Raw genomic sequence first — 23,501 nt, 5'->3', positions numbered from 1 at the left:
GGTTATTCTGCCATTTTTTCGAGGTTGCCGTTCCGGTCCATTTTAAAGGTTGGAGCGGCAGTGTCGTCCTCTTCAAACAAAACTAGTTTTCTTGCACGGTTCATGATTTTGACGAGTGTTTCATAATCTTCTTGAATGGTGAGCTGATCCTTTTCAAGCTTTTTCACTTCCGCTTCTAGCTGTGTGACTTTATGTGAAAGTTCGTTGTTTTCTCGTTTTAACCGGCTGTTTTCCATGCGTAAGGCAGATGATTGCTGGCCATCGCCTTCATAGCGGCGCAAGAAATCAATGACATCTTCGATGGTTAAATCCTGTTGCTGCCTAAAAGGATTGGCTTCTGGCTTTTTCTCTACGACATGAGAAGCTTGTGACAATAAATGTGATAAACTAGCTAACTCTTCATTGTAGCTTTGATCCACAAACTGAAGCTGCTCGGCTGTTTCAGATGCTGGTGCAAACGTTTCTTCCTGCGCTGGTTCCAGCTCCTGTGAGAATTCCTCTTGCGTGACTGTTTCTTCTACTTGCGGCTGATAAAGTAATCGTTTCTTTGCAGGCTGGCCATTGCCAAGTGCACGCATCCGTTGTTTTCGCTGTTTTTTGGCAAGAGCTAACGCTTTTTCATATTGATGCCTTACAACAGCATTCCATCTAAAACCGCATGCCGCTGAGGTACGGTTCAGCTTGTCTCCTACTTCTTCAAACGCATTCAGCTGTGTGCTGCCCTCTCTGACGTGACGTAAGACGGTTTCTGCCAAAAGGAGATCATCTTCCTCTGACCAAGCATCTTGTCTTTGTTTTGACATGTTTAAACCCCCATATGATTTGATGGTATTAGATTAGCCAAGTTCAAGAAAGTTTATACAAGTTTGCTAAAAGGATAGTGGAAAATACTAGCTTTTATGTAAGCGCGTATCGGCGGTTACAATGCGTCTTGCAAGTCCAGCCGCTTCGATGTACAATGTTGGGTGGTATATTATGACTCTTGGTTGTCCAACTGTTTCATATAGAATGAAGTTCATCATTGAAAGGAAGCGTAAGACCATGGCTAATGAGTTTCGCGTATGTGACGATTGTGATGCGACGAACCTAAAGACGTTGCTGCCTCGACTCAAATCGGTTGACCCTGATGCAAAAATTGAGATTGGCTGTCAATCCTATTGTGGTCCAGGACGAAAAAAGGCTTTTGCGTTTGTAAACAATCGCCCATTATCCGCACCAACAGAAGATGAGTTACTCGAAAAGGTTCAAAAAAAAGTCAAATAAATGTCACTGAATGTGTTCAGTCGACCTAAAAAGAGGTCCGTCCCTGTCAGGTCGGGCTTTTTACGTCCGTGCAATCTTTGAGAACACATTCACCAGCAAATTCAAGGATGTTTTCGGGGAAAGTTACCCGATATAATAGAAACACGTCTTAAAAAAAGAGGGACGAAACGATGGCGTATCCAAAAGGGAAATTATCTGAGGAAAAGGTATTTAAAGATCCTGTGCACCGTTATGTTCACGTACGGGACGCATTAATATGGGATTTAATAGGAACAAGAGAATTTCAGCGCCTGCGACGAATTAAACAGCTAGGAACCACTTACTTGACGTTTCATGGTGCAGAACACAGCCGTTTCAATCATTCACTCGGTGTATACGAGATTGTGAGACGGATTGTGGATGATGTATTCAAAGGTCGGCCGGAATGGGATGAGGGAGAACGCGAGCTGGTACTGAGTGCAGCCTTGCTTCATGACCTCGGACATGGTCCATTTTCTCATTCCTTTGAAAAGGTCTTCCACTTAGACCATGAATCGTTTACAAGAGATATTATTTTAGGGCAAACCGAAGTCAATGAAGTGCTTCGCCGGGTTAGTGATGATTTCCCGAAGCATGTGGCAGAAGTGATTGCCAAAACGTATCAAAACAAGCAGGTGGTCAGTTTGATCTCAAGTCAAATTGATGCCGACCGTATGGACTATTTGCAGCGTGATGCCTACTATACAGGCGTCAGCTACGGCCATTTTGATATGGAACGTATTTTGCGCGTGATGCGTCCGAGAGAAGATCAGATTGTGATGAAGCAGAGCGGGATGCATGCGGTCGAGGATTATATTATGAGCCGCTATCAAATGTACTGGCAAGTTTATTTCCACCCAGTGACACGCAGTGCGGAAGTCATTTTAACGAAAATTCTCCATCGTGCAAAAGAGCTGCATGAAACGGGCTATATTTTCACACATGCCCCTGTTCATTTTTATTCGATCTTTGAGGGGAATGTCACCACAGAGGACTATATTAAGCTGGATGAATCCATTGTCTTATTTTATTTTCAGGCGTGGGAAGACGAAGAAGATCACGTGCTGGCTGATTTGTGCCGCCGTTTTATGAACCGCCGATTGTTCCAATATACAGAGTTTAATCCGAATGAAGAAATGACGAAATATTTCAAGCTGACCGCCTTGTTCAAGGAGGCAGGCATTGATCCTGACTATTATTTAGTCGTCGACTCTTCCTCTGACTTGCCCTACGACTTCTACAGACCAGGGGAGGAAGAAGAGAGACTGCCGATCCACCTTTTGACGCAAAGTGGTCATATTAAAGAGCTGTCGAGACAGTCAGATATTGTTGACGCCATTTCCGGTAAACGAAGAACCGATCATAAACTTTATTTCCCGATGGACTTAATTGTAGATATGTCGGAAAAAGCTGAAGAAAAGAAGGCGATCATGAAGCTGCTTGGATTGGGATAAGGAAGTACTGAAAAAGGAGATGTCGGGAATTTGTTGAAAGAGCATGCAAAGTTGATGAAGGTATTCTCTGAATCAGGGGAAATCGTTGGACGGAAGAAGCTGCAAAAGATGATTTACATAGCAAAAAAGCTAGATTTGCCTTTTTATGAGAAATACGATTTTCATTTTTATGGCCCCTATTCAGAGGAGTTGACACTCAGAATTGAAGAGCTGTGCAACCTTGGATTCTTGGACGAAATGAAGGAAAAAAAGGGCGGATACTATCAATATCGCTATTCGCTGACGGACAATGGGAAAGAGTTTCTCGATCAGTGTGAAGTGGACATGCCTGACCTCAAAGTACTGACGCAGCAGATGAACGAGCAGTCGTCTCGTTTCCTAGAGCTCGTCTCCACAATTTTATACTTTGATGACCTGCCAGAAGATGAGGTAAAGGAAAAGGTCTTCACTATTAAAAGCAAGCAGCGCTATACGGACGAAGAATTTGAGGATGCGCTTGCTTATATTGATCAATTGAAGGAATTGAACTAGTTTCGCAAAAGCCCAGCATTTAGGGCTTTTTTTGTTTTGTAAGACCCAGACCAAAAGCGCTATTTTTCGATGAAATGTGTGCTGAAATATCCGAAAAATTAGTGAATATGACGTATTTCGACTTTTTTCTGTGTATCTAATTCCCTGTTTTTGACTGAATAGAAGGAAAATAGTGAATTTTCAGTGAATATATAACCTTGTAAAAATCAAAGGAGGGATAGGAATGAAAAAGCGTTCAGTCTTTTTGTCATTTTTATTGGTAGGTAGTTTGTTACCGGGAGTAAGTTCAGCTTCAGCACCAGTCGCGAGTGCTGGTCATGGGCATGATCATGGTCATGCGCCGTTCGAAACACATATTAGTGAGGGGTTGCCAAAGGCAAACGATTTTAAAGATTTGACGAAAGCACCTCCAATTGAACGAGATGTGAAAACAAAGGTATTAGATGAGTCTGGTAAGCAGGTAGGCTCTAGAACCTTTAAGGCGAATACAGGAGATTCTATTTCAACAAAGGCAAGTACAGGCAGTCAGAAAGTAACGGTCTATGCTGTAGCAGATGCGCAGTATCGTGCGAAATATAGTGACTGGCAGACGCGGATTGTCAGCATTATTGAGCAAGCGGACGTCACCTTTAACCGTGACCATGATGTAGACTTTGTCGTACAAGCAGTAGGATCTTGGACATCTTCTGGATCAAATGCAGAGCAAATCTTGTCAAACCTTCAGCGCAGCTTTGATGGCAGAGGATACGATTTTGTCACAGGATTTACAGCAAATCCAAACTTTGATGCGGGCGGAATCGCATATGTATACAATAGTGCACCGAGCGGAAGTGCATTTGCCGTCAACCTTGATCAAGGAACAGCGAATACAGCAAAAGCGGCTACGCATGAATACGGTCATAACTTTGGCTTACCGCATGACCCTCAAGGCAGCGGCATTGTCTGCTTAATGAATTATGATTATTCCTACACAGTCGATTTCTTTGATGCGGCTCATAAAAATCAAGTGAACCGTAACAAAGCGTGGTACAGATAAAATAAGAGACAAAAGGACAAACACCCTATGTGCTTGTCCTTTTTTTATGCTTACAGGTCGCTGATTCGTTTTCCTGCTACGGCATAGTGTTCTTTTTTCATTTCTTCAATAATGACAGAGACTTTTTCTGCACCTGCGCCTGTTGTTTCAACAACAGCATCAGTGACTTTCTCTACAAGAGCTCTTTTCTGCTCGTCAGTTCTTCCTTCTAGCATTTGAACGGTGACAATCGGCAATGCGAAAACCTCCTTTTTCCTTTTCGTGCTACGCTTCCCTTTAGTTTAAGGGACTTCTTATAGTATACTGAATGAAGTAAATCATTGTATAGAAAGAAAGAGGGATTCAGGCCTTTGGACCAATTTCTTGTGTATCCATTAGAACTTATTCCATATGTCGCCATTACGCTTGTTGTTGCATTTACGATGCACGAGCTGGCGCATGCATATGTTGCGTATCGTTTCGGAGACCCGACAGCTAAGAACCAAGGGAGACTCACATTAAATCCACTGAAGCATCTTGATGTATTTGGGACGATTTTGATCTTTGTCGCCGGGTTTGGCTGGGCGAGACCTGTGCCGGTCAATCGTTACCATTTTAAAAACCCGCGCTTAGCAGGAATCTGCGTCTCGATTGCTGGTCCTTTAAGTAATTTGGTGTTGGCGTTTCTAGGCTTTTTCGTGTACGTGCTTCTTCAGAAATTTGGTGGGGAGACGCTCATGCGCTTTGAGCCGGGAGTCGATTATTTCTTCCGAATCTTTATTAACTTAAACGTCATTTTGTTCCTATTTAACTTATTGCCACTTCCACCGCTGGATGGGTATCGTATTATTGAGGACGTCGTCAGCCCTCGTATCCGGGCGAAAATGACGCAATTCGAACAATATGGGATCATTATTTTTCTCATATTCGTGATCACGCCGCTAGGACAATTTATTTTTGGTCCATTGATCGGAATGCGGGATCAAATCATTCAATGGTTTGGACTTATTTTGAAGCCGCTGCTTTAGGAGGTTTAATGAATGGAAGGTAAAAAGAAGAAACCAATTGGTTTTAATATCATTAAAAAAACAGATGCAACCGACGGACACGGAGGCTTTGGAGCGGGTGCGCTCAGCCTAGATAACATTTCGCCAGTGATCATTGACGTAGAGGAAAAGGAAGCGGTCATTGATATTGGTGCAATGCATGCGAGAAGTGCCGTGGAAAAAGGGATTAAATTCTTGAAAAGCAAAGAAGAGGTACCGAACGGAAAGCCGTATTGGCTCGTATGGGTAACCATTGACCGCAGAGAAGAAGGCCCTTATTATGCGGGTGTCACGGCTTGCGAAATGACCGTCGACCGTTCAATCCGCCGCGGGTATAAGTCGCTTCCAGAGCATGTGAATTTAATGGATAAATCAATGAAGCGAAAAATCGTCGTCAGTCATATGGATGACGTCTCGAAAAAGGTGCTGGCTGATTTCTTGAAGAGTCATAATGAAGCACTATGGGAAGCATCCACAGATGAATTAAAAGAAGGATTGTCTGTCTCTGAATAATTGTGAAATTTTTGTGAAGAATGGTGAATTGCTACCAATTCCAGCTGGTTTTTGAGTAAACTGGTGTTAAAGCTAGGACATGGAGAATCCCGAGATGCAGATCTCGGGGTTTTTCATGTCTTTTTTTAACGTTTCAGCCACTTTTCCCACCATTTCTTTGGCCTTTGATCTTGAACCGGATCTTCCTCAAAAGATTTATCCTCCGCACCGTAGCAAACACCTGTCGGCTCCGTTCCTTCTATAAAATAGGTGAATACCTTTGATTCACACCCTGGACCCGCAAGATCGCCAGTTTTTGGATTGATATACACACCTTTTACACCGTCTGGCGGCATGAAGGAGGACGCTGGCTGCTTCGAGAGGGCTGATTCCATAAAGGATGCCCATATCTTTTTTGCATAGGCTGTTTCTTCGACTGAGTCAATGGTACGCCCTTTATCATAGCCCGTCCACACACCTGTGACGAGCTGGGGAGAGAAGCCGATCATCCAGCTGTCCGCTCCTGTCGTTCCTGATTTCCCTCCGTATGTTCGTGTGAGATCCTTCATAATGGTGCGGCCAGTGACACTCGTATAGCCGTTTAACTGATCATTGAACATTCCTGACATCATATCGGTGGTAACAAATGCTGCCTTTTCATCTAGGACTTGCTCTCGTTTTTGTTTTTCTTCAAAAAGCACGTTGCCTTTTGCATCCGTTACTTTTGTAATAAAGGTGGGTTTGACTCGTTTTCCGCCATTGACAAGCATTGCGTAAGCATTGGTCATTTCAATTGGTTTGACAGGGGACGTGCCTAGGGCAAGTGATGGCACTTGATCTAGTTTTTCGTTGATGCCAAATGTTTTGCCAGCACGTACAAGCTGCTCCATTCCTAAAAATAGATGGGTTTTCACGGCATAAATATTATCAGACAGCGCCAAGGCCTGAAGCATGGTAATGCCATCATTGGCGTAATAGCCATGATAATTGCTTGGTGAATAAGCAGCACCGCTTCCTTGATCATCGAGCTCAAAAACCGTTTCTTCACTGCGCATGACGGTTGCTGGTGTAAACCCATTTTGCAAGGCAATGTAATAGAGAAGAGGTTTCATTGTTGAGCCGGGCTGTCTTTTCGCTTGTGTCACTCGGTTGAATGGACTTTTCTCATAATCTCTTCCCCCTATGAGGGCGAGTACATGACCTGTTTGGGGATGGATAGCAGTAAAACCGATTTGGATATCTGATTTCGAATAGATTGTGCTTTTTAACGTCTTCTCTGCAATTTTCTGTAACTCTGGATTTAAAGTCGTTTGGATATGAAGGCCATAGGTTTCGATCTGCTCCTCAGTTAACCCCAAGCTTTGTTTCAACTCACGAATTACATCATCATAAAAATACGGGGCTTGCTTTGCTTGCAGCTGCTTCTTCTGCAAAGGGCGATAGGACAGTTTTTCTTTCGCGGCTTCAGCGGCTGCCTTTTTCGTAATCATGCCGTCCTCTTGCATGTGCCTCAAAATCATATTCTTTCTTGCACCGGCTTTCTCTTCATTCACATAAGGCGAATAGAGAGAAGGGCCCTTTGGGATACCGGCAAGTAAGGCAGATTCGGCGAGGGTCAAATTCTTCGCTTTTTTCCCGAAATACAGACGGGACGCCGCTTCCACGCCATACGCTCCGTGACCATAATAAATGGTGTTCAAGTATCCTTCTAAAATCTCATCTTTTGTATAGTTTTGCTCTAAGCGGATCGTGTAAAAGGCTTCATTCCATTTCCGCTTCCACGTTTTATCATGATCTAAATACAAATTTCGTGCATATTGCTGGGTGATCGTGCTGGCTCCTTGTACCTTAGCCATGGCACGAATATCAGCCACTGCAGCACCTGCCATCCGTTTCACATCAAAGCCATGATGCTCATAAAAAGTTTTATCCTCAACAGCTACAGCTGCCTGCCTAATATGAGGGGACATGTCCTTTAATGGCACCCAATATCTCTTTTCTCCAAAGCTGGATTCTCCAAGCTTTGAACCATCAGATGCATAAATGGTCGTGGATTGGGGAACTTGAACAGAAGGGGCACCTTGCCATTTGGCTATTAAAAGAATCGTCAAAAAGACAGTGCCTGCAAATAGAAAAGCGAGCAAGCCGATAAAAAAACAGGCTCGAATCGTTTTCACGGTCATGCGGATTTTTTTATTACTCATGATTGTGTCCATGCAAAGCCCCCATTTTGACGGTTTTTTATCAGTATGGAACAAAGAAAACCGTTTTAAACAAATGATTGCAAGAGCGTGCATTAAAATTGAAGAGAACTCATGCGGTTCTTTACAATTTGATATGAATCCACTATACTTTTTTCTTGGACAATCGATATAGTCATAGCCGATAAAGGCGCTAACAATAGATGTTTGTTTATTATTGGATGAGAGGAAGATGGACAATGAGCGAACTTTGGTATACAGAGAAGCAAACGAAGAATTTTGGTATTACATTGAAGGTGAACAAAACCCTTCACACAGAACAAACAGATTTTCAGCATTTAGAAATGGTGGAAACAGAAGAGTTTGGCAATATGCTGTTTTTAGACGGTATGGTGATGACATCTGAGAAAGATGAGTTTGTATACCACGAAATGGTGGCACATGTTCCTCTTTTCACTCATCCAAACCCGGAAAATGTTCTTGTCGTAGGCGGAGGAGACGGCGGTGTCATTCGTGAAATCCTGAAGCATCCAAGTGTGAAAAAAGCGACACTTGTTGATATTGATGGCAAAGTCATCGAATACTCGAAGAAATTCCTTCCTTCTATTGCTGGGAAACTAGACGATCCTCGTGTAGATGTTAAAGTCGGAGACGGCTTTATGCACATTGCTGAAGCTGACAATGAGTATGATGTCATCATGGTGGACTCAACTGAACCAGTTGGACCAGCTGTGAACCTGTTCTCTAAAGGATTTTACGCAGGAATTTCAAAAGCACTCAAAGAAGACGGTATTTTCGTGGCACAAACGGACAACCCTTGGTTCACACCTGAGCTAATTACAAATGTACAGCGCGATGTGAAAGAGATTTTCCCAATCACGAAGCTTTACACAGCGAATATTCCAACGTATCCAAGTGGTCTTTGGACATTTACCATCGGTTCAAAAAAATATGATCCACTTGCTGTAGAAGACAGCCGTTTCTTTGATATTGAGACTAAATATTACACAAAAGAATTGCACAAAGCGGCATTCGTTCTGCCGAAATTTGTGAGTGACTTAATCAAATAAATCAAGCGAAGTGGAAATGCGCAAATGACAGTTTGCGCATTTTTTGAAGCGTAAAAGGAGGAATCTTGCATGAGATTCGACGAGGCTTATTCAGGAAAAGTGTTTATTGGAAGTCATCCGACATGGGAAGATGCAAAAGTCATTTTATACGGCATGCCGATGGACTGGACCGTCAGTTACCGCCCAGGCTCACGTTTCGGTCCGAACCGCATTCGTGAAGTATCGATCGGTTTAGAGGAGTACAGCCCTTATTTAGATCGTGAGCTTCACGAGGTGCCATTCTTTGATGCCGGTGACATTCCACTTCCTTTTGGAAATGCACAGAAAAGCTTAGACTTAATTGAAGAGTATGTCGACAGCATTTTAGAAAAAGGGAAGTTTCCATTAGGAATGGGCGGTGAGCATCTTGTGTCTTGGCCGGTTTTCCGTGCGATGCATAAGAAATACCCTGATTTGGCGATTATTCATATGGACGCACATACGGATCTTCGTGAGGAATATGAGGGTGAGCCGCTGTCTCATTCAACACCGATTCGTAAAGTAACAGGACTTATTGGACCTGAGAATGTGTTCTCTTTCGGGATTCGTTCTGGGATGAAGGAAGAATTTGAATGGGCAAAAGAAGCGGGCATGCACATTTCTAAATTTGAAGTGCTGGAGCCATTGAAGCAAGTATTGCCAAAGCTGAAGGGGCGTCCAGTTTATGTGACGATCGACATTGATGTATTAGACCCGGCTCATGCACCTGGTACAGGCACGGTGGATGCTGGCGGTATTACATCAAAAGAGCTGCTTGCATCTATTCATGCGATTGCAGGTTCTGATGTCCAAGTAGTCGGTGCAGACCTTGTTGAGGTAGCACCTGTATATGATCATTCTGACCAAACAGCGAATACAGCGAGCAAGCTTTTACGCGAAATGCTGCTTGGATTTGTGAAATAACACCTTGATAGAGGAGCTTGTCATCTCATGTGGACAAGCTCTTTTTTTACATGGAAAAGGAGGCAGTTCATGTTTTCTTCTATATTGATGGTGCTTCTCGCTTTATGTGTGTTAGCGGCAGGCATTCTCACGCTGAAACGAGAGCTCAAAGCTGAGCCGCCCGTTTTTGCTTCGAAAAAAGAAGCAAAGGAAGAGATGTTGGGGCTGTTTCAGGATCGAGGCTTTTTCTATCTGACGGCCATTGCGTTATTCATGCAGGTGGTATGTAAGCAGACGCAAATCGTGCCATTTGATTTTTTTTAGGTATTTTTGGCAAGTTCAGGCGTACAAGCTCTTTTTTATTTAATCAACAGAAAAGACTTGGGCGTAAAGGCTGGATTGGTGGTATTAGTGAGTGTCCTGTTTCTTTTTTTCTAAAGGGATGGCGGAAGATCAAAAACGAAGTTTAATCGCCGTGAAGAAGAGAAATGATGGTATGATAGGCGATCATGAATATGGTATACTATTTTAGTTAAACGGGTCTTAGCAAAGGAAGTGCAAAATGACGCAAAACCAAATTTCAATTCATGTCAAGTCAGTGATGAAACCAGAGACGGAGCCGGCTGAAACGACCGAATTCCGCACGACTGGAACGTATCAAGAGAAGGATGACAAAACGTATCTCACTTACCATGAAGAACATGAAATGGGTCAAGTAAAAACCGTTGTGAAAATGAGTGAAAAAGAAATTTTTGTCATGAGATCAGGGGCCATTCAAATGAAGCAGCGCTTTCTCATCGGAGAAACGACCGTCACACATTACACGATGCCATTCGGTACACTACAGCTTGATGTACACACACATGGCATTGATCTCGATGTGGACAAGGGACTGCTGCACATTACGTACGATATGCTGACAGGGGAAGATCAAAAGCATTTACATACATTATCGATTTCGTATAAGGAGGATTTACGTTCATGAATATCGCAGAACAGGTCAAAGATGCGTTAAAAGAAGAAATCATTGCGGCAGTCGTCAAAGCAGGACTTGCTGATGAAAGCCAGGTACCAGATGTCCTTTTAGAAGTGCCGAAAGACAAAACTCATGGTGATTACTCCACCAACATGGCGATGCAGCTTGCCCGCATTGCGAAAAAAGCACCTCGCCAAATCGCAGAGGACATTGTCAAAGCGTTTGATAAAGGGAAAGCTTCTATTGAAAAACTGGATATCGCAGGTCCAGGATTCATTAACTTTTATATGAACAATCAGTATTTAACAAAGCTCATCCCAGCTGTCCTTGAAGCAAAAGAGGCATATGGCGAAACGAATACAGGCGGCGGCCAAAAGGTGCAAGTCGAATTCGTCTCAGCCAACCCAACAGGTGACCTTCACCTTGGACATGCCCGCGGAGCAGCTGTAGGTGATTCCCTTTGCAACATCCTTGATAAAGCAGGGTTCGATGTGAGCCGTGAATACTATATCAACGATGCAGGGAATCAAATCAATAACCTCGCTTTATCTGTAGAAGTACGTTACTTTGAGGCACTCGGTCTTGAAAAAGAGATGCCTGAAGACGGCTACAGAGGAGAAGACATCAAAGGCATCGGGCAAAAGCTTGCGGATGAATTTGGTGACCGTTTCGTGCATGAGCCAGAAGAAGAGCGGATGAAGTTCTTCCGTGAATACGGATTAAAATACGAATTAGAGAAATTGCGTGTAGACCTTGAGAATTTCCGTGTTCCATTTGATGTATGGTATTCAGAAACCTCTTTATATGAAAACGGAAAAATCGAACCAGCGCTGGAAACACTTCGTGAAAAAGGCTATGTCTTTGAAGAAGACGGTGCAACATGGCTGCGTTCAACTGATTTTGGTGATGACAAGGACCGTGTGCTGATTAAAAAAGACGGCAGCTTCACTTACCTGCTTCCAGACATCGCATACCATAAAGACAAACTAGACAGAGGCTTTGACCAGCTCATTAACATTTGGGGAGCGGACCATCACGGCTATATCCCCCGAATGAAAGCGGCGATTCAAGCACTTGGATATCCAGCTGGCAAGCTCGAAGTAGAAATCATTCAGCTCGTTCACCTTTACAAAAACGGTGAAAAGATGAAAATGAGTAAGCGTACAGGAAAAGCTGTCACCATGCGTGACCTGATTGAAGAAGTAGGCTTAGATGCCACTCGTTATTTCTTTGCGATGAGAAGTGCGGCGACACACATGGACTTTGACCTAGACTTAGCCATCTCTACGTCTAACGAAAACCCTGTGTACTACGCACAATATGCACATGCGAGAATTTGCAGCATGCTGCGTCAAGGTGAAGAAAAAGGCTACGAGCCGAGCCTTGAAAAAGCAGATTTCTCTCACATTCAATCGGAAAAAGAATACGATCTTCTCAAAATCATTGGCAGCTTCCCAGAAGTTGTAGCAGAAGCAGCTGAAAAGCGCATTCCGCACCGCGTGACGAACTATATTTATGACCTTGCATCAGCCCTTCACAGCTTCTACAATGCCGAGAAGGTTATTGATGTAGAAAACGAAACAAAAACAACAGCACGTCTTTCACTCATGAAAGCAACACAAATCACGCTTGCTAATGCATTAAAACTAATTGGCGTATCTGCACCGGAAAAGATGTAATACAAAAAAGCCCCGCTCTACTATAGGAGTGGGGCTTTTTTATAAGAAAACACCCGCTATCTTCTAAGGACAGCAGGTGTTGAACATTACCCAAGCGTATTAATAATGTTAGAAATAGAATCGAATAATTGACTAAGTACATCAGAGAACATGTTGCCCCCTCCTCTCTTTTCTTTTTACATCTACTTAACGAAGGGGATGGAGGGTTGGATCACTTTTTTCTGAAAAAATTTTATAAAAGATCGTGGCATAGAAAAAAGCACCGTTTATTTGGGTGCTTTTTTGGCTCTGTTTTATGATAGAATGCGCAGCTGCACGGCTCCATCTTTACACGCTAGCTTCACGTCTCCGCCAATCGGTAAGGTGAAGACCGGCTGCGTATGTCCGATATCGACATCGTAGATCACTGGGATGTGTTTGAGCATTGGATGTTTATCTAAAATGAACCTCAAATGTTCCTCTGTCATCTCGGATTTCTTTTGGAAGCGTCCGATGATCAACCCTTTGATTGATTCTGCATGCTGCATGAGGGAGGTGAGGTCTCTGGCGAACATTTCAGGGAAGACCAACTCATCATCCTCTACAAATAAGATGGCATCCTTGATTTGAGGCATAAACGATGTCCCTTGCAGTAAGTTCAGTGTACAAAGGTTTCCGCCAAACAAGGTGCCTTCAGCCGTTCCTTCCTGATAGATTCCCCATTTCGTCGGATGAAACTGCCTGTTCGCTTGATCAAGATACCATGCATCATCACTCCATTTTGTCGAAGGGATCACATCAAATGGCTCACCGCCGCTCATCAAGCAGGCTTGAAACATAGCGGTCTGCTCCTCTTGCCCCTGCTCCATTTGGAAGCTGGAGAAATGGGGTCCAGAGTATGTCACCATATCACATTTGGCGGTAATGGCGCTTGCGAGTGCGGTGATATCACTGTAGCCGCAAAGAACTTTAGGATGCTGACGAATTAAGTCGTAATCAATGTAAGGCAAGAGTTCATTGCAATTGAAGCCTCCGATGGCTGTCAAAATACCGTCGACTTCATCATCTGTGAACGCCTCATGCAGATCAGACAAGCGGTGTTCAATGGATAACGAGGAATGAAGATCACATTCAAACGCGTGTTTTCCAAAAGAGACAGTGAAACCTAAGGTCTCTAAACGTTTTTTTGATTGAGAGATTCCATCTTCTGATAAAATGCTGGCACTTCGGCTTGGAGCAATGACACGAATATGATCGCCCTTTTTTAAAGGAGAGGGTGTATGCATAAACAAATCTTCCTTTCCATCACATATTTCTCCATTATATCGGATCAAATGGTCCAAGTCTGTAAAAGCTAGGAGAAAGGCATAGGCCGTGCGTTTCATACAAGCTGTGCAAAGGGTATGGAAGAGAAAAAGACAGAAACGAATGAGGGCGGAGAATGTGAAAAAGAGGAGACTGGAATTTTTATTTTTATATTTTATGATATTCGGGGCATATGTGGTATATTGGTGGCCTGTGCCAGCGTGGAGCATTCAGCTGTACGCGGCAGTTTATATCGCCATTATTTTATTTAGTATCATCTCACTCATGCTAGAAAACCGTACATCACAGCACACGTTGTTATGGATGTATGTGCTGATCTTTTTCCCGATCATTGGCTATATGTTTTATTTGTTCTCAGGACAGCTCTATGTGAAAGGTCATTTATTCAAATCAAAGAGAATGTACAACCGTGAAAAGTTACGCAGAATATCTGAGCTTGAGAGCAAGCCGGATGAATCGCGTCTAACCGAAAATCAGCGGACTTTTTTTCATTACACAGAAAAAGCAACAGGCATGCATGTGAACACAAATAGTGATATGGACATTTTAAAGAATGGGGAGGAGACTTTTCCCCGTATATTTGAAGAATTAAAAAAGGCAAAATCGTTCATCCATATAGAATACTACATGTTCAAATCAGATTTCCTCGGGCACCGGATGATGGAGATTCTGATAGAAAAAGCGAAAGAAGGGGTAGAGGTTCGCTTCATCTATGATGCGGCTGGCAGCATTCGCTTCTCCCGAAAAGATATTAAACGCTTGAAGCAGGAAGGAGTAAAGGTCGCTCCTTTTCTGCCTTTAAAATATGGTTTTTTTAATCAAAAATTCAATTTCCGAAATCACCGCAAAATCGTGATCATTGATGGGAAGACAGGGTTTGTCGGCGGGTTAAATGTCGGAAAAGAATATGTCGGACGTGATGAAAATATCGGTTTTTGGCGTGATACGCATACCATGTTAAAGGGTGAGGCTGTTCAAACCCTTCACTCTGTTTTTATGCTCGACTGGGAGTATGTATCAGATGAAGTATTAATTGATGATCCGAAGTATCATACGCCGCACTCTGTGACGGGAGAGGATGTCATTCAGGTTGTACCGACTGGACCCGATATGAAAGAAAGTATGAGTGATTTATATGATGCACTCATCTCAAATGCGAAACAATTTGTCTGGATTGCGACACCTTATTTTGTCCCAAATGAATCCCTTCGTACAGCATTAAAAATTGCTGCGACAAGAGGAGTGGATGTCCGGGTGATGGTTCCGGAGATCAATGACGGCTTTCTCACACAATACGCCACACGATCCTATTTTTCTGAGCTCCTAAAAGAGGGCATCAAAGTGTATCACTATCAAAAGGGCTTCATGCATCAAAAAGTGATGATCGCAGATGGAGAACTTGCCTCTGTCGGTACCGCAAATGTGGATATGAGAAGCTTTCAGCTCAATTTTGAGGTCAATGTCTTTACAGCCGCGAAAAAGCCCATTGAGCAGCTGATGGCCCATTATGAAGAAGATATGAAAGAATGTGAGCAAATGGGGCCTGTTCATTTTTATAAAAGAGGCTTAAAAGAGCGATTAAAGGAATCATTTGCTCGGTTGTTTTCTGGTGTGCTATGAGGCTTTCCAGTCGAAGAAATCATTTCCTAATCTAGTATTTTGAAGAGGATTCCTCTATAATTGAAAATGGTTATCAATTATAGAGGAAATGAGGTTCTTTTACATATGCTAAAACGCTTTTTCGCCTATTACAGGCCCTATCGAGGTCTGTTCTTTTTAGATTTCTTTTGCGCTGTTGCCGTTGGATTGATGGAACTGGGATTCCCGCTTATCGTGAACTACTTCATTGATACTTTGTTGCCAACAGGGAACTGGACAGTCATTGTCTGGACGGCACTTGCACTGTTTGTCATTTATGCCCTCAGCTCAGTTATGCAATTTATTGTGTCGTATTGGGGGCATATGCTTGGCATTAATATTGAAACAGATATGAGGAAGAAGCTGTTTGATCACTTCCAGCGCCTATCCTTTAAATTCTTTGACAACAACAAAACAGGTAAGCTCATGTCACGGATGACAAACGACCTCATGTACATTGGAGAAGTGGCGCATCATGGTCCTGAAGATTTGTTTATAGCGATTATGACGATTCTCGGTGCCTTTGCAGTCATGCTGATGATTAACTGGCAGCTGGCCATTTTAACCTTTCTCATCATGCCTGTCATCATTTGGCTCGCCCTTCATTTTAATAAGAAGATGACGAAGGCGATTACACAGCTCAATAATGACATTGGAGACTTTCATGCAAGGGTTGAAAACAATATCGGGGGCATTCGACTTGTTCAAGCCTTTGCCAATGAACATTTCGAGAAAAAGCGTTTTGCTGAAAACAACAACCGTTTTCGGAAAGCGAAGCTTCTTTCTTATAAAATTATGTCGGTCAATGGATCGATCAGTTACATTCTCACACGTCTTGTGACACTGTTTGTCCTTCTCGCAGGTACATGGTTTGTCCTGCAAGGTCAATTAACGGCAGGTGGCTTTATCGCGTTTGTTCTGATCACAAATGTTTTATTTAGACCGATTGATAAAATCAACACGGTCATTGAAATGTATCCAAAAGGCATTGCGGGCTTTAAAAGCTATGTCGATTTACTAGAAACAGAGCCGGATGTGAAGGATACAGAGGGAGCACGTGATGTATACGGACTGAAAGGTGAAATTGAATATCGAAACGTGACATTTGGCTACGATGAACACAGCCATGTGCTAAAGGATATCGATTTAAAGATCAAACAAGGAGAAACGGTTGCGTTTGTCGGGCCTTCAGGAGCGGGGAAATCGACCATTTGCAGTCTGCTGCCTCGTTTTTATGATGTGGATGAAGGGGAGATCACGATTGATGGTGTAAGCACAAAGTCTATGACATTGTCTTCTTTAAGGCAGCAGATCGGTATTGTGCAGCAGGATGTCTTTTTATTCTCGGGCACCATTCGTGAAAACATTGCGTACGGCAACCTAGAAGCCAGTGATGCAGAGATTTGGGAGGCTGTAAGAAGTGCGCATTTAGAGGAACTCGTTCAGCGTTTCCCAGAAGGGTTAAATACCGTGATAGGTGAGCGCGGCGTCAAACTATCAGGTGGTCAAAAGCAGCGTCTGTCGATTGCGCGGATGTTCCTGAAAAACCCGTCCATTCTCATTCTAGATGAAGCCACATCAGCACTTGATACAGAAACAGAAAAAGCCATACAGGATGCACTGAGCGAACTAGCTGTCGGACGGACAACGCTCGTCATTGCCCACCGCCTTGCGACAATTAAACACGCCGACCGTATCATCGTCGTGACAGAGGAAGGCATTCAAGAACAAGGCCGCCACCAAGACTTAATCCAAATGGGCGGCGTATACAGCAGACTGCACGAAGCGCAGTTTGGTCATTAAGAAGAAAGAGAAAGCCCTTTTGATAAAGGGCTTTCAGCGTGTAGACAAACCCTCGCATTCGTTGTCAATCCTGCGCTCTGGTGCTCACGAATGTTCAATTCGCTCCGCTCCAGTGCTCGTCCTTCCTAGACTGCAAAGGTTTTCTATCACGCTGAAAAAAGATAAAGGACTAAAATAAAGATCATTATAGCCCTTTGTCAAAAATCTGAAAGCCCTTTTGATAAAGGGCTTTTTTTGTTAGGATAGAAAAAACTCGTGTAGGAAGGATCTGATGGAATGAAGGGGCTTCGGCGATTACAAAAGGGAGATAAGATCGGTATTTTTTCACCTTCAAGTCCTGCATCAGCGACCTCGCCTCTTAGGTATCAGCGGGCGAAGAAGTGGCTTGAGCAAAAAGGATTCATTGTGGTACCAGGATCATTAACAGGGAAAGAGGATCACTACCGTTCAGGTACAATTAAAGAACGAGCCGATGAGCTGAATGAGCTAATGGCTAGAGAGGACTTGGCGTGTGTCATGTCAATGATTGGCGGGACAAATTCAAATAGTTTGCTGCCTTATCTTGATTTTGCGCTGCTGAAGCAACATCCGAAAATCATGATCGGTTATTCAGATGCGACAGCAATTCTTTTAGCCGCTTACGAAAAAACGGGACTGCCTGTATTCTACGGACCGGCGCTTGTCCCATCTTTTGGAGAGTTTGAACCGTTCGCCGCTTATACATATCAGTCGTTCGAAGACATCCTGATGCAGCCTCAAACCATTCCTTATCAGGTCAAAAAACCACCTTTTTGGACGGATGAACGAATCAATTGGGAAGAAAAGATGCGTGATAAAAAGCAGCGTCCAAACGATTGGCTGTGCGTCATAGAGGGACAGGCAGAAGGCAGATTGATCGGCGGGAATCTGAATGCCATGTACGGCATATGGGGAAGTGAGTTCATGCCAGCCATTCAAAACGGAGACGTCCTCCTTATTGAAGATTGCATGAAAACCGCTTCGGTTGTAGAAAAAAACTTCTCTTTATTGAAAGTAAATGGAGTGTTTGAGCGGGTATCAGGTATTCTTTTGGGAAAACATGAGCTGTTTGATGATGAGGGAACGGGAAAAGAACCTTACGAGATTTTACTTGAGGTGCTTGGAGAGACAAAGAGACCGCTCATCGCAGATTTTGACTGTGCCCATACACACCCGATGCTTACGATGCCAATCGGGGCACAAGTGAAAATGGATGCAGCTTCAAAACAAGTTTGGTTGACAAAAGAGTGGATATAACAAAAGAGCGGCCTGAGGGCTGCTCTTTTTTATGAAACCTGCTCTTTTTCAAATGGCTGCAAGAGATCTTGCGCTTTTTTTCCCTCTACGACAATTAAGTAGTCAGACTCTAAATGAGTGAGCCTGAAGGTTTCAAGCTCTACGATGTTCTTGATGTTGCACATTGTTTTTTTAGAATACACATATAGACGATGTTGAGCCTGGTGGCATTTTTGATAAAGAGAAATAAGCTTATGTAAATTCAATGCTTTCGCAGCGATTTGGATTGAATAGATTTGAGACATCTTCATATCCTCCTGTTAATTACTTTCTCACAATAGCTTTGTTACCCCTGTTTGCATAGGGATAAACCTTTCTCTATGATTTCCACTCAAAGGTTCCTCCGCCCGTTCGCTTATTGCCTCTTATCGCAGACAGCTCTTCGACAAGTCGGAGCAGTGCCTGATCCTTTAACTTCGCCTCAATCATAAAATCTACATCACGCCCATACGGTTTTAATGCATGAAAAAGCGGTAAGACAAAGGACATATCTACACCATCTGCATGACTGCGTATGGCTTTTTCTGATTTAGGTGAGGATAAATGGATTTTAGGCGGAATGCCAGTGCTCGTCCAAGTGTCGAACATTCTTGGCAGGATGTCTTCAAGCGCGGCATCGTCATCTTTATTGGCAACGTGATGATGGTAATCAAAAACAAATGGAATACCGTGCTTTTCACATACACCAAGGGTTTCTAACGACGTATACGTTTTGTCATCATTCTCAAGCGTCATTCTCGCCTTGATATGCGCCGGAAGCTTTTGGATATTGTCATCAAAACGTTGAAGCGCCGATTCTTTATCACCGTACGCACCGCCCACATGAATGTTCATATAGCCTTCCTTTTCGAGCTTCATCGCTTCAAGCATTTGATAATGGTACGCCATATCGATCACGGCATTTTCTGTGATTGAAGGCTTTGGGCTAGTAAACAAGGTAAATTGATTAGGGTGAAAGCTCACACGTAGCCCATGCCGTTTCACCAACTCGCCAATTTCAAGAAACTCCTTTTGAAAAGGTGTCACAAAGTCCCAGCGCACATCGGGATGGGTCGCGAGCGGGACGATCGAACTTGAAAAACGGTAAAGCGGGATATCATGGGCAATGGCGAAATAGAGCGTTCTTAATGTATTCACGAGATTGGCTTTCGTTATTCGCAATAAAGCCTCTTCTCTCTCTTCCTTTGAGAGCTTACTGTATCTTGCAAAGGTCAGCGACTTGGCAGGAGAAGCTTCCCACAAGGTGACGGCATTGGATACATAACCAAATCGATAACGCATAGGTCATCTCCTTTATAAAAAGTACGAGAACATGGCGCCAACCCATTCCAGCGGACGTGACAAAAGCGGACGCTGGGTCAATTTCTCCTCTGTCATAAGCTCAGACACTTCCATGTGCTCTCGAATTTTTTCCTCTACGTGTGCAGTAAAGCCGGCATCATCAATGGCCACGTCTACTTCCTCATTTAGAAACAAGCTGCGTTTATCAAAATTTGCCGTGCTAATCATACAGCGTCTCTGGTCAATTAGAATGGCTTTCGCATGATAAAATCCTTTATAAAAACGATACACAAGGCAGCCAGAGGCAATGAGGTCCTTCAAATAATGAAATCCAGCCTCTTTGACAAGTGGATGATCCGCTTTCATTGGGATGATGATTTCAACCGTGACACCTCGCTCTCGTGCATCAAGCAGTGCACTCAGAAGAGGGGCAGATGGAATAAAGTAAGGCGTACAGATGATGATCTGCTTTCTCGCCTGCTGAATATCTTTGAGAAACAAAGCTTCTAAAGAAAAACCAGCAGTCGCGCGTGTTGTGCATTGTAGTGTTCCCGGTTCCAAAGCAGGAAAAACCTCATATTGCAGCTGATGAATGCCAGATGACCGGTATAAATCATTCAAAAACACATGCTGGAGATCTGCGACAACTTGCCCTGTCATGCGCAAATGATAATCTTTCCAAATGCCAAACTGGCCATTTTTTCCAACATATTCATCGCCAATATTAAACCCGCCAATATAGCCAATCTTTCCATCAATCACCGTAATTTTACGATGATTTCTCATGTTTAACCGATAAATCAAAAAAGGGAAACGAGGCTTATTTAAAAAGTAAAATTGGATGCCGCTTTTTTCTAGCATATCAATGGACTTTTGATCAAACGGATAGGACCCTAGTCGATCGGTCAGCAAAAAGACTGAAACCCCTTGTTCCGCTTTGGCTTTCAGTGCTTGTAAGACCCTTTGGCCAATCTTGTCGTTCTTTACAATAAAGAACATCATATGAATAGAAGAAGAGGCCTGTTGAATATCCGCGAGCAGCTGATCAAAAAATGGTTCGCCATCATGATAAAAAGCTGCATCACCGCTTGTTTTATCAAAAGACCGTTCAAAAGCGCGGGTAGAAAAATATTTCTTTCCCATATAAAGGTCTACCATCACGAGAAAAACGATGGCAATGAGTACGAGTAGGATGATCAATGCGATCATGAAGCTTCCTCCTTTTTTGCATATTTCAATAGTGTACCCAAACGTGTAAAAAATATTGACTGAATGCTCATTCATTATTTATGATAGAGGTACAACATAGAAACGGAACAAAGTGGTTTTTGGGGAATGAAAGGGGGAGCAAGATGAATAGCCTTTTAATAATGAACTTGATCGCATTTGCGGCGGTGACCGCTTACGCTGTGTATTTGTTTATTTATCTCATTCGAACACGAGCGGCGTATATTCGTCTTGGTAAAAAAGAAGAATTTCAACAAGACATGAAGAGACGCTTAGAGCGTGTTTGGGTCAATGTGTTTGGGCAAAAGAAGCTGTTAAAGGACAAGAAGAGCGGCATCATTCATGTGCTGTTTTTCTACGGGTTTATTCTTGTACAGTTCGGAGCCCTTGATTTTATTATGAAGGGACTCGTTCCGGGCAGCGGACTCCCTTTAGGTCCGCTTTACGGTGTCTTTACCTTTTTCCAAGAGGTGGTCACACTTCTCATTTTAGTAGCTGTTGTTTGGGCATTCCATAGAAGGTATGTGGAGAAGCTTGTCCGTTTAAAACGAGGCTTTAAATCAGGTCTAGTGCTTTTATTTATTGGCGGCTTGATGCTGACAGTCTTACTGGGGAACGGGATGAACATCATTTGGCATGGACACTCTCTATCACCAACTGAGCCAATCGCCTCCAGTATTGCTTTCTTGCTGGGCGGAATTTCACCTCTTGCAGCAACGGTCGTTTTTTATGTCGCATGGTGGGTGCATCTCCTTATTTTGCTGACATTCTTAGTATATGTCCCGCAGTCAAAGCACGCTCACCTCATTGCAGGACCGGTGAATGTATTTGCCAGCAGATTAGACCCGCCAGGCAAGCTGCAAAAAATTGATTTTGAAGATGAGACACAAGAGACCTTCGGTGTGGGAAAAATTGAAGACTTCCGTCAGTCACAGCTGATCGACCTTTACGCCTGTGTGGAATGCGGGCGCTGCACAAATATGTGCCCGGCAACAGGAACAGGGAAGATGCTGTCTCCAATGGATTTAATTTTAAGGTTAAGAGATCATTTAACAAATAAAGGGGCCGCCATTACATCGAAGACACCATGGGTCCCGCAGCTTGCCTTCAGGCAGACAACAGGAAATCAGCTGGCGCTGCAGGCGAGAGGAGCAGGTGCAGAGGAATCGGCGGCCAGCTCAATGTATCATCCTTCTCTCATTGGTGAGGTCATTACAGAAGAAGAAATTTGGGCATGTACGACGTGCCGAAACTGTGAAGACCAATGCCCTGTCATGAATGAACACGTCGACAAGATTATTGATATGCGCAGATATCTTGTGCTGACCGAAGGGAAAATGGATGCAGATGCACAGCGTGCCATGACAAGCATTGAGCGCCAAGGGAACCCGTGGGGATTGAACCGGAAAGAAAGAGAAAATTGGCGTGAACTGAGAGAAGATGTGCATGTGCCGACAGTAAAAGAGCTGAAAAAAGCAGATCAAACCTTCGATTATTTATTCTGGGTTGGTTCAATGGGGGCATATGACAATCGAAGCCAAAAAATTGCGCTTGCCTTTGCAAAGCTCCTCAACGAAGCAGGGGTCTCCTTTGCCATCCTAGGCAATAAAGAGAAAAACTCAGGCGATACACCAAGAAGACTTGGAAACGAATTTTTATTCCAAGAGCTTGCTGCAAAAAATATTGAAGAATTCCAGAAAAACGGGGTCACAAAGATCGTCACGATTGATCCGCACGCCTACAATTTATTTAAAAATGAGTATCCAGACTTCGGACTTGAGGCAGAAGTGTACCATCATACAGAATTACTGGCAGAGCTAGTGAAAGAAGGGAAAATAACGCCTGTACATGAAGTGAACGAAGTGATTACCTTCCACGACTCTTGCTACCTAGGCAGATATAACGAAGTGTATGATCCGCCGAGAGACATTTTAAAAGCCATCCCTGGTGTGACGCTGAGAGAAATGAAGCGTCATCGTGAAACCGGTATGTGCTGCGGTGCAGGCGGGGGCTTAATGTGGATGGAAGAAGAGACAGGTACCCGGATTAACACTGCCCGAACGGAGCAGGCGTTACAGGTGCAGCCGTCCATCATCAGCTCAGGATGCCCTTATTGCCTCACCATGCTGGGAGATGGCACGAAGGCGAAGGAAGTAGAGGAGCAGGTAGGCACATTTGATGTCGCAGAACTTCTTGAAAAATCAGTGTTTGGTGAGGCTGGAAAGCAGGTTTCGTAAACAAAACAGGCCGATGAATAGGATATTCAT

General features: G+C 43.5%; 22 protein-coding genes. 15 read left to right on the top strand and 7 right to left on the bottom strand.

What is annotated here, in order from left to right; translation table 11 throughout:
• Window positions 1-2: 2 nt before the first annotated feature.
• The gene (locus tag C6Y02_RS03075) at window positions 3-803 is read right to left on the bottom strand and encodes an RsfA family transcriptional regulator (RefSeq protein WP_034660339.1); all 801 of its coding nucleotides are present in this window, start codon (window positions 801-803) and stop codon (window positions 3-5) included.
• Between the two features lie 238 nt (window positions 804-1,041).
• Here C6Y02_RS03075 and C6Y02_RS03070 point away from each other — a divergent pair, with 238 nt between their 5' ends.
• The 4 genes from C6Y02_RS03070 (at window position 1,042) to C6Y02_RS03055 (ending at window position 4,302) form a co-directional block, all read left to right on the top strand.
• Entirely contained in the window at window positions 1,042-1,263 is a 222-nt protein-coding gene (locus C6Y02_RS03070) for a YuzB family protein (protein WP_003215259.1), read from the top strand.
• A gap of 170 nt (window positions 1,264-1,433) precedes the next feature.
• Entirely contained in the window at window positions 1,434-2,735 is a 1,302-nt protein-coding gene (locus tag C6Y02_RS03065; protein WP_007497716.1) for an HD domain-containing protein, read from the top strand.
• A 30-nt stretch (window positions 2,736-2,765) separates the two neighbouring features.
• Window positions 2,766-3,266 (top strand): YwgA family protein, encoded by a 501-nt coding sequence (locus C6Y02_RS03060; protein WP_012011603.1) that lies wholly within the window; start codon window positions 2,766-2,768, stop codon window positions 3,264-3,266.
• A 223-nt stretch (window positions 3,267-3,489) separates the two neighbouring features.
• Window positions 3,490-4,302, top strand: coding sequence for a zinc-dependent metalloprotease (locus C6Y02_RS03055; protein WP_060597512.1), 813 nt, complete (start codon window positions 3,490-3,492; stop codon window positions 4,300-4,302).
• Window positions 4,303-4,352: 50 nt separating this feature from the next.
• Here the strand turns inward: C6Y02_RS03055 and C6Y02_RS03050 are convergent, their stop codons facing one another.
• Complete coding sequence (locus C6Y02_RS03050) at window positions 4,353-4,538, bottom strand: 2-hydroxymuconate tautomerase (protein ID WP_012011601.1); 186 nt, start codon at window positions 4,536-4,538, stop codon at window positions 4,353-4,355.
• Between the two features lie 114 nt (window positions 4,539-4,652).
• On the opposite strand from C6Y02_RS03050, the gene C6Y02_RS03045 reads away from it, so the two are divergent.
• Window positions 4,653-5,309: a site-2 protease family protein gene (locus tag C6Y02_RS03045; RefSeq protein WP_189318230.1), complete on the top strand. Its 657-nt coding sequence runs from the start codon at window positions 4,653-4,655 to the stop codon at window positions 5,307-5,309.
• A gap of 12 nt (window positions 5,310-5,321) precedes the next feature.
• The gene (locus C6Y02_RS03040; RefSeq protein WP_060597510.1) at window positions 5,322-5,840 is read left to right on the top strand and encodes a YwhD family protein; all 519 of its coding nucleotides are present in this window, start codon (window positions 5,322-5,324) and stop codon (window positions 5,838-5,840) included.
• Between the two features lie 125 nt (window positions 5,841-5,965).
• Here the strand turns inward: C6Y02_RS03040 and C6Y02_RS03035 are convergent, their stop codons facing one another.
• Window positions 5,966-8,035, bottom strand: coding sequence for a transglycosylase domain-containing protein (locus C6Y02_RS03035; protein ID WP_106030622.1), 2,070 nt, complete (start codon window positions 8,033-8,035; stop codon window positions 5,966-5,968).
• A 224-nt stretch (window positions 8,036-8,259) separates the two neighbouring features.
• On the opposite strand from C6Y02_RS03035, the gene speE reads away from it, so the two are divergent.
• The 5 genes from speE (at window position 8,260) to argS (ending at window position 12,666) form a co-directional block, all read left to right on the top strand.
• Window positions 8,260-9,090, top strand: a complete 831-nt coding sequence (gene speE / locus C6Y02_RS03030; protein ID WP_012011597.1) for a spermidine synthase — start codon at window positions 8,260-8,262, stop codon at window positions 9,088-9,090.
• A gap of 69 nt (window positions 9,091-9,159) precedes the next feature.
• Window positions 9,160-10,032, top strand: coding sequence for an agmatinase (gene speB / locus C6Y02_RS03025; protein WP_106030621.1), 873 nt, complete (start codon window positions 9,160-9,162; stop codon window positions 10,030-10,032).
• 69 nt (window positions 10,033-10,101) lie between these two features.
• Window positions 10,102-10,335, top strand: coding sequence for a hypothetical protein (locus tag C6Y02_RS03020; protein ID WP_223256474.1), 234 nt, complete (start codon window positions 10,102-10,104; stop codon window positions 10,333-10,335).
• Between the two features lie 238 nt (window positions 10,336-10,573).
• Entirely contained in the window at window positions 10,574-10,996 is a 423-nt protein-coding gene (locus C6Y02_RS03015; RefSeq protein WP_106030620.1) for a YwiB family protein, read from the top strand.
• Window positions 10,993-12,666, top strand: coding sequence for an arginine--tRNA ligase (argS, locus tag C6Y02_RS03010; RefSeq protein ID WP_106030619.1), 1,674 nt, complete (start codon window positions 10,993-10,995; stop codon window positions 12,664-12,666). Before C6Y02_RS03015 ends, argS begins: the two co-directional genes overlap by 4 nt.
• 293 nt (window positions 12,667-12,959) lie before the next feature.
• On the opposite strand, the gene C6Y02_RS03005 is transcribed toward argS, so the two are convergent.
• Window positions 12,960-13,931 carry a S66 family peptidase gene (locus C6Y02_RS03005; protein WP_106030618.1) on the bottom strand — a complete coding sequence of 324 codons (972 nt, stop codon included), beginning with the start codon at window positions 13,929-13,931 and terminating at the stop codon, window positions 12,960-12,962.
• A gap of 157 nt (window positions 13,932-14,088) precedes the next feature.
• Between C6Y02_RS03005 and cls (C6Y02_RS03000) the strand changes: the two genes are divergently transcribed.
• From cls (C6Y02_RS03000) to C6Y02_RS02990, 3 genes are all read left to right on the top strand, one after another.
• Complete coding sequence (gene cls, locus C6Y02_RS03000; RefSeq protein ID WP_223249923.1) at window positions 14,089-15,591, top strand: cardiolipin synthase; 1,503 nt, start codon at window positions 14,089-14,091, stop codon at window positions 15,589-15,591.
• Window positions 15,592-15,696: 105 nt separating this feature from the next.
• A complete protein-coding gene (locus C6Y02_RS02995; protein WP_034660728.1) occupies window positions 15,697-17,412 on the top strand; it encodes an ABC transporter ATP-binding protein in 1,716 nt (571 codons plus the stop codon).
• Window positions 17,413-17,688: 276 nt separating this feature from the next.
• On the top strand, window positions 17,689-18,687 hold the full coding sequence (locus C6Y02_RS02990; protein ID WP_106030617.1) for a S66 family peptidase: 999 nt from the start codon (window positions 17,689-17,691) through the stop codon (window positions 18,685-18,687).
• A gap of 29 nt (window positions 18,688-18,716) precedes the next feature.
• On the opposite strand, the gene C6Y02_RS02985 is transcribed toward C6Y02_RS02990, so the two are convergent.
• The 3 genes from C6Y02_RS02985 to cls (C6Y02_RS02975) form a co-directional block, all read right to left on the bottom strand.
• Window positions 18,717-18,971, bottom strand: a complete 255-nt coding sequence (locus C6Y02_RS02985; RefSeq protein WP_095285673.1) for a general stress protein — start codon at window positions 18,969-18,971, stop codon at window positions 18,717-18,719.
• Between the two features lie 73 nt (window positions 18,972-19,044).
• On the bottom strand, window positions 19,045-20,007 hold the full coding sequence (gene uvsE / locus C6Y02_RS02980; protein ID WP_095285674.1) for a UV DNA damage repair endonuclease UvsE: 963 nt from the start codon (window positions 20,005-20,007) through the stop codon (window positions 19,045-19,047).
• A gap of 12 nt (window positions 20,008-20,019) precedes the next feature.
• Entirely contained in the window at window positions 20,020-21,216 is a 1,197-nt protein-coding gene (gene cls / locus C6Y02_RS02975; RefSeq protein ID WP_034660318.1) for a cardiolipin synthase, read from the bottom strand.
• Between the two features lie 143 nt (window positions 21,217-21,359).
• Here cls (C6Y02_RS02975) and C6Y02_RS02970 point away from each other — a divergent pair, with 143 nt between their 5' ends.
• A complete protein-coding gene (locus C6Y02_RS02970) occupies window positions 21,360-23,471 on the top strand; it encodes a (Fe-S)-binding protein (RefSeq protein ID WP_034660316.1) in 2,112 nt (703 codons plus the stop codon).
• The last annotated feature ends 30 nt before the right edge of the window (window positions 23,472-23,501 follow it).

Source organism: Bacillus sp. NMCC4 (assembly GCF_002998555.1).
GTDB lineage: Bacteria > Bacillota > Bacilli > Bacillales > Bacillaceae > Bacillus.
The sequence above is the reverse complement of the archived record's forward strand: the minus strand, read 5'-3'. Positions and strand labels throughout refer to the sequence as shown.

Coding starts and splice junctions, on each gene's coding strand:
- C6Y02_RS03075 (WP_034660339.1), bottom strand. CDS start 803: ATGTCAAAACAAAGACAAGATGCTTGGTCAGAGGAAGATGATCTCCTT.
- C6Y02_RS03070 (WP_003215259.1), top strand. CDS start 1,042: ATGGCTAATGAGTTTCGCGTATGTGACGATTGTGATGCGACGAACCTA.
- C6Y02_RS03065 (WP_007497716.1), top strand. CDS start 1,434: ATGGCGTATCCAAAAGGGAAATTATCTGAGGAAAAGGTATTTAAAGAT.
- C6Y02_RS03055 (WP_060597512.1), top strand. CDS start 3,490: ATGAAAAAGCGTTCAGTCTTTTTGTCATTTTTATTGGTAGGTAGTTTG.
- C6Y02_RS03040 (WP_060597510.1), top strand. CDS start 5,322: ATGGAAGGTAAAAAGAAGAAACCAATTGGTTTTAATATCATTAAAAAA.
- C6Y02_RS03035 (WP_106030622.1), bottom strand. CDS start 8,035: ATGGACACAATCATGAGTAATAAAAAAATCCGCATGACCGTGAAAACG.
- speE (WP_012011597.1), top strand. CDS start 8,260: ATGAGCGAACTTTGGTATACAGAGAAGCAAACGAAGAATTTTGGTATT.
- speB (WP_106030621.1), top strand. CDS start 9,160: ATGAGATTCGACGAGGCTTATTCAGGAAAAGTGTTTATTGGAAGTCAT.
- C6Y02_RS03020 (WP_223256474.1), top strand. CDS start 10,102: ATGTTTTCTTCTATATTGATGGTGCTTCTCGCTTTATGTGTGTTAGCG.
- C6Y02_RS03015 (WP_106030620.1), top strand. CDS start 10,574: ATGACGCAAAACCAAATTTCAATTCATGTCAAGTCAGTGATGAAACCA.
- argS (WP_106030619.1), top strand. CDS start 10,993: ATGAATATCGCAGAACAGGTCAAAGATGCGTTAAAAGAAGAAATCATT.
- C6Y02_RS03005 (WP_106030618.1), bottom strand. CDS start 13,931: ATGCATACACCCTCTCCTTTAAAAAAGGGCGATCATATTCGTGTCATT.
- C6Y02_RS02995 (WP_034660728.1), top strand. CDS start 15,697: ATGCTAAAACGCTTTTTCGCCTATTACAGGCCCTATCGAGGTCTGTTC.
- C6Y02_RS02990 (WP_106030617.1), top strand. CDS start 17,689: ATGAAGGGGCTTCGGCGATTACAAAAGGGAGATAAGATCGGTATTTTT.
- C6Y02_RS02985 (WP_095285673.1), bottom strand. CDS start 18,971: ATGTCTCAAATCTATTCAATCCAAATCGCTGCGAAAGCATTGAATTTA.
- uvsE (WP_095285674.1), bottom strand. CDS start 20,007: ATGCGTTATCGATTTGGTTATGTATCCAATGCCGTCACCTTGTGGGAA.
- cls (WP_034660318.1), bottom strand. CDS start 21,216: ATGATCGCATTGATCATCCTACTCGTACTCATTGCCATCGTTTTTCTC.
- C6Y02_RS02970 (WP_034660316.1), top strand. CDS start 21,360: ATGAATAGCCTTTTAATAATGAACTTGATCGCATTTGCGGCGGTGACC.